Here is a 6,027-nt window from a genome sequence, read left to right as displayed (position 1 = left end):
CGGAGGGCGGGACAACCTCCCTGGGCATCACAGCTAGGGGGAGCCGAGACGGTCGACACGTCCGCGGGCCTGTGCGAAGGTGTCCGGACTTGTCGGCTGGTCACGCCATGCCGCACGCGACACGGGAGTCGTCATGGGGTACGGAATCGGTCACGAGGACACGGGCGACGCGCAGGACGGCCGCCGTTCCCCGGGCCTCCGGAGGATGCTGCTCGCACTGCTGGCTGCTGTGCTGGTCGTCACCGGTGCCGTGGCGACGGCGGGCTCGTCCCGGGCGGACCTCTCCCTGAGCGGTGTTCCGGAGGCCTCGTGTGCGGACGGTGACCTGCGGGAGACATCGGCCCAGGGGCGGGTGCCGACGTCCGACTACGAGTCCGGGCGGGCAGCTCAGGGCTACCGTTGCAACACGGTGCAGGTCGGTCACCACGGCAAGCGGTCCGTGCTCGGCTCGGGCGGCTACAAGGTCCAGCGCTACACCGATGTGACCGGACGGACCTGCGCCTACTACGACTCAGCACTGATGGTCGGGCTCAACATCACCACCCTTCTCACCGGAGGAGCCGGTCTCGGGGTCGTGGTGCTCGACATGACGGACCCGGCAAGGCCCGTGAAGACGGCGAACCTGATCACACCCGCCATGCTCCAGCCCCATGAATCGTTGCTCGTCAACGAGAAGCGCGGACTCCTCGCGGCCGTGATGGGCACGTTGGGGACCGCGCCGGGAGTCCTGGACGTGTACGACGTGAGCCAGGACTGCCGCAGGCCTCGACTCATGTCGACGACCCTGTCAGGCGTGATGGGGCATGAGAGCGGCTTCTCGCCCGACGGGCAGACGTTCTGGACCGCCGGTGCCGCGGGCTTCACCCTGACGGCGGTCGACCTGGCCGAACCGCGGCGGCCGCGGATCCTGCACACGAAGACGGGCGTCGTCTACCACGGCGTGCGCCTCTCCGACGACGGACGCACGATGTACGCCGCGAACATCGGCAGCCCGGGCATTCTTGACGGAACCGTCCTCAACGGTGCCGGCCTCGACATCCTCGACGTCTCCGACATCCAGGACCGACGTTCGGCGCCCCGGCTCCGGCTCCTGTCCCGGCTGACGTGGGAGGAGTCGTCCATTCCCCAGGTCGCCGAGCCGTTCACCCGCGGTTCTCGCAGATACGTCTTCGAGGTCGACGAGTTCAGCGACCTCTTCGGTGACATCACGCAGTTCAACTCCGCCAGGAGCCCAGTCGGAGCGGCCCGGATCATCGACGTCACCGACCCGCGCGCCCCCGTCGTCGTGTCCAACGTCCGGCTCGACGTGCACGACCCGCTCCTCCGCGGCGAAGTGATGGGCGACCGAGGCGCGAGGATGATCGTCCGGAGCTACACCGGGCACTACTGCTCACTCCCGACCCGCGACGATCCGCAGATCGCGGCGTGCTCCATGGTCGGTTCGGGCCTGCGCCTGTTCGACATCTCCGACGTCGAGCGCCCGCGCGAGGTGGGCTACTTCAACCAGCCCGGCCCCGACGGCGCCGCCGCAATGTCACAGCCCGCCTGGGACGTCGAGCGTGGTGAGGTCTGGTACACCGACATGGATGAGGGCTTCTTCTCCGTCGGCCTGCGAGGGCCGGCAGCCGCGCTGCTGCAGCGGTGACTTGCCCGCTAGCGTGGTGACATGCGCCTCAAGCTCGGTCGGCCTGACCTGACCCAGTACGCCGACCGGTTCGACGTTCCGGACGCGGAGGACGCCTTCGGTGTGACCTTCCTCGGCGTCGCCAGCCTGCTGCTGGACGACGGAACGTCAGCGGTGATGACCGACGGCTTCTTCTCCCGGCCGCCGCTGCTGAAGGCGGTCGTCGGCACGATCGCACCCGACCGGCACCGGATCGCCCGATGCCTGGCGCGCGCCGGTGTCGACCAACTCGATGCCGTCCTGCCCGTCCACACCCACTACGACCACGCCATGGACTCTGCGGTCGTGGCCGACCGGACCGGCGCGGTTCTCGTGGGCGGCGAGTCGACGGCCAACATCGGCCGCGGGCACGGCCTGGCTGCCGACCGGATCAAGGTCGCGACCCCGGGCGAACCGATGACGTACGGCGCCTTCACCCTCACCCTGATCGAGTCGCACCACTGCCCGCCGGACCGCTTCCCGGGCGTCGTGTCCGAACCCCTGGTCCCTCCCGTGAAGACGGGCGCCTACAAGTGCGGTGAGGCGTGGTCGATCCTCGTCGAGCACACGAGCGGTCGCACGGCGCTGCTCCAGGGCAGTGCCGGGTACGTCGCCGGGTCGCTCGCCGGGCGGCAGGCAGACGTGGCGTACCTCGGGGTCGGGCAGCTCGGGATCCAGAGCGAGGACTACATCCGGACGTACTGGGCCGAGACGGTCGAGACCGTCGCTGCCCGGCGGGTCGTCCTCACCCACTGGGACGACTTCTTCCGCCCCCTCGACCAACCGCTCCGGGCGCTGCCCTACGCCGGGGACGACCTCGACGTCACCATGCGCGTGTTCGACGAGCTCGCGACCGCCCAGGGGGTCGCACTGCACTTCCCGAGGGTGTGGCAGCGCGAGGACCCCTGGCGCGGTCTGTAACGGCCTGGACTAGCTGGCAGCGAACGCGCGGCCGATCAGCAGCGCCTGCTCGGTGGCCGCGCCGAACAGGAACTCGAACCGCTTGCCGGTGGTGAAGTACCGGTGCGCCTCGCCGTCCATGTCGATGCCGACACCGCCGTGCACGTGGACGGTGGTGTGCGCGATGCGGTGGCCCGCGTCGGCGGCCCAGAGCTTCGCGGTGGCGACCTCGGTCGCTGCCGGCATGCCCTCCTGCAGGCGCCACACGGCCTGCCACAGCGTCAGGCGCTGCCCGAGGACGTCGATGAAGCCGTCGGCCAGGCGCTGCGAGACGGCCTGGAACGTCCCGATGGGACGGCCGAACTGCTCGCGTGTCTTCGCGTACGACGCCGTGAGCCTCAACGCACCCTCGGTGACTCCGAGCTGCTCGGCAGCCGCCAGCGTGATGAGCAGCTCGCCGAGACGCGTCGCGGTCGACCCGTCCCCGACCCGGGTCGCGGCAGCGCCGGTGAAGGTGACCAGCGCAGCGACGTCGCCGTCGCTCGTCTTCTGCGCGACCCGGTCGACGCCGGGAGCGGTCGCGTCGACGACGTACACACCCGGACCGTCAGGGCCGGTCGCGGTGACGAGGAACGCGTCGGCTGCCATGCCGGCGCGGACGAGGGTCTTGGTGCCCGCCAGCGTGCCGGTGCCGTCGGCGGTGACGACCGGGGAAGCAGGCAGGTGTGCCCGCTCCTCGGCCACCGCGGCCGCGTAGAGGCGGTCGCCGACGGCGACATTCGCACCAGCGAGGAGCGCCGTGCAGGCGCCGTGAACGGCCAGCGGCACCGGGGCGACCCGGCGGCCGACCTCGACCAGCACCCGGGCGAGCTCGATGAGCCCGAGACCTGCGCCGCCCTCTGCCTCGGGGAGGTGCAGGGTCGTCAGGCCGGCCGTGACCAGGTCGGCCCAGAGGTCGCGGTCGAAGCGGTCGCCGCCGGCCTCGACCTGCTTGAGGCGGTCGTTCGTGGTCTTGTCGGCGAGGATCCGGGCCGCGAGCTCGGCGGCCTCGTCCTGCTCGGGGGTGAAGAGGAAGTCCATGTCTGTCCCTTAGCGCTTTGCGGCCGGCAGGCCAAGTCCGATGTAGCCGATGATGTCGCGCTGGATCTCGTTGGTGCCGCCACCGAACGTCATCACCAGCGAGGAGCGGTGGAACCGCTCGAGGCGCCCGGCCAGGGCGGCGCCGGGGGAGTCACCCGTGATGCCGGCATGCGGCCCGACGACCTCCATCAGGGCGCGGTAGACCTCGGTGGCGAGCTCGGACCCGTAGATCTTGGTGGCCGACGCCTCGGCAGGCGAGAGGGCAACGCCGTGGTCGGCGTCGGCAGCGAGCTTCCAGTTGATCAGCGTCAGCGCCTCGATCCGGGCGTGGGCCCGGCCAAGTGCGATCTGCACCCACTCGGTGTCGATGACCCGGGAGCCGTCCGGGTTGCGGGTCTCGCGCGCCCAGTCCTTGACCAGGGTCAACGAGTGCTGGAGGGGCGCGGCGGAGGTGAGGGCCACCCGCTCGTGGTTGAGCTGGTTGGTCATCAGCGCCCAGCCACCGCCGCGTTCGCCGACGACGTTCTCGGCGGGGACGCGGACGTCGGAGTAGTAGGTCGCGGAGGTTCCGACGCCGGCCACCGTGTGGACCGGGGTGTAGGAGACGCCCTCGGCCTGCGCAGGCACCAGGATCATCGACAGTCCCTTGTGGCGTGACGCGTCGGGCTCGGTGCGGCAGGCCAACCAGAGCCAGTCGGCGTACTGGATCAGCGAGGTCCACATCTTCTGGCCGTTGATCACCCACTCGTCGCCCTCGAGCGTGGCCTTCGTCTGCAGCGATGCGAGGTCGGTGCCCGACCCGGGCTCGGAGTAGCCGATGGAGAAGTGCAGCTCACCGGCGAGGATCTTCGGGAGGAAGTACTCCTTCTGCTCGTCGCTGCCGAAGCGCATGATCGTGGGCCCGACGGTGTTGAGCGTCAGGTATGGGATCGGTACGCCGGCGATGGCCGCCACGTCCGTGAAGATGAGCTGTTCGACCATCGAGCGGGCCTGGCCGCCGTACTCCTTGGGCCAGCCGATGCCCAGCCAGCCGTCGGACCCGATCTGGCGGATGACGTCGCGATAGACGCCCGCCTCGCCGAATTCGCCCGTCGCGGACGCCAGGCCGGCGCGGATCTCGGGGGTGACCAGTTGTGCGAAGTACTCGCGGAGCTCCTCGCGCAGGGCAATCTGCTGCGGCTCCAGATCGATGTGCATGTTGCTAGGGTAACCACAAAACTGTAACGTGTTCTAGTATGACCGACACTCGCCTCCTGGATCAGGGAACCGCACCGCTGCGCTTCGCGCGCGGATGGCACTGCCTCGGCCTCGCGTCCGACTTCCGTGACGGCAAGCCGCACGCCATCAACGGCTTCGGCACCAAGCTCGTCGTCTGGCAGGACAGCAAGGGCGAGCTCAACGTCCTTGACGGCTACTGCCGCCACATGGGCGGCGACCTCACCCAGGGTGAGGTCAAGGGCGACGAGATCGCCTGCCCGTTCCACGACTGGCGGTGGGGCGGCGACGGCAAGTGCAAGCAGATCCCCTACGCCCGGCGTGTCCCGCTGCGCGCGCGCACCCAGCGCTACGAGACCGTCGAGCGCAACGGCCAGCTGCTGATCTGGAACGACCCCGAGGGCTCGGCCGCGGACCACGACATCCTGCCTCCCGAGCTGCCCGACGTGATGACGGACAAGTACACGCCGTGGTCGTGGCACACCCGCGAGATCAACGGCTCGCACTGCCGTGAGCTGATCGACAACGTCGCCGACATGGCGCACTTCTACTACGTGCACTTCGCGTTCCCGACCAGCTTCCGCAACGTCTTCGACGGCACGACCGCCACGCAATTCATGGAGTCGAAGGGCCGCCCCGACACGATGGGGGGTGGGTACGGCGACGAGAACTCGACGCTCAAGTCGGAGGCGACCTACTACGGGCCGTCGTACATGATCAACTGGCTCGAGGTCGACTACAAGGGCTTCGTCACCGAGGTCATCCTGATCAACTGCCACATCCCGACGGGACCGGAGTCCTTCACGCTGCAGTACGGCATCAGCGTGCGCAAGCCCGAGGGCCTCGACGAGAAGACCTGCGCCTACATCGCCGAGCGCTACACCGAGTCCTTCGGTGACGGCTTCCTTCAGGACGTCGCCATCTGGGAGAACAAGGTCGCCGTCCAGAACCCGCTCCTGTGCGAGGAGGACGGTCCGGTCTACCAGCTGCGCCGCTGGTACGAGCAGTACTACGTCGACGTCGCGGACATCAAGCCCGAGATGGTCGACCGGTTCGAGTTCGAGGTCGACACCACCAAGGCCAATGAGTACTGGCACGCCGAGGTCGCCGAGAACCTGGCGAAGGTGGCGGCCGAGTCGGCCGAGACCCCGGCGGACGCGTAGCCCGGC

At 69.3% G+C, this 6,027-nt stretch carries 5 protein-coding genes; 3 read left to right on the top strand and 2 right to left on the bottom strand.

Annotated features, from left to right (window positions below; genetic code table 11):
* Positions 1–133 precede the first annotated feature (133 nt).
* Both ACOADB_RS17540 and ACOADB_RS17535 read left to right on the top strand, forming a co-directional pair.
* Positions 134–1,645, top strand: coding sequence for an LVIVD repeat-containing protein (locus ACOADB_RS17540; RefSeq protein ID WP_378601226.1), 1,512 nt, complete (start codon positions 134–136; stop codon positions 1,643–1,645).
* 21 nt (positions 1,646–1,666) lie between these two features.
* Positions 1,667–2,584, top strand: a complete 918-nt coding sequence (locus ACOADB_RS17535; RefSeq protein ID WP_378601224.1) for an MBL fold metallo-hydrolase — start codon at positions 1,667–1,669, stop codon at positions 2,582–2,584.
* A 9-nt stretch (positions 2,585–2,593) separates the two neighbouring features.
* On the opposite strand, the gene ACOADB_RS17530 is transcribed toward ACOADB_RS17535, so the two are convergent.
* A complete protein-coding gene (locus ACOADB_RS17530) occupies positions 2,594–3,643 on the bottom strand; it encodes an acyl-CoA dehydrogenase family protein (RefSeq protein ID WP_378601222.1) in 1,050 nt (349 codons plus the stop codon).
* A gap of 9 nt (positions 3,644–3,652) precedes the next feature.
* Complete coding sequence (locus ACOADB_RS17525) at positions 3,653–4,840, bottom strand: acyl-CoA dehydrogenase family protein (protein ID WP_378601220.1); 1,188 nt, start codon at positions 4,838–4,840, stop codon at positions 3,653–3,655.
* Positions 4,841–4,878: 38 nt separating this feature from the next.
* Here ACOADB_RS17525 and ACOADB_RS17520 point away from each other — a divergent pair, with 38 nt between their 5' ends.
* A complete protein-coding gene (locus ACOADB_RS17520) occupies positions 4,879–6,021 on the top strand; it encodes a Rieske 2Fe-2S domain-containing protein (RefSeq protein ID WP_378601218.1) in 1,143 nt (380 codons plus the stop codon).
* The last annotated feature ends 6 nt before the right edge of the window (positions 6,022–6,027 follow it).

Origin of the sequence: Nocardioides sp. CPCC 206348 (assembly GCF_048654705.1) — a bacterium.
GTDB lineage: Bacteria > Actinomycetota > Actinomycetes > Propionibacteriales > Nocardioidaceae > Nocardioides.
Note: the sequence above shows the minus strand (reverse complement) of the source record. Positions and strands in the feature narration are given on the sequence as shown.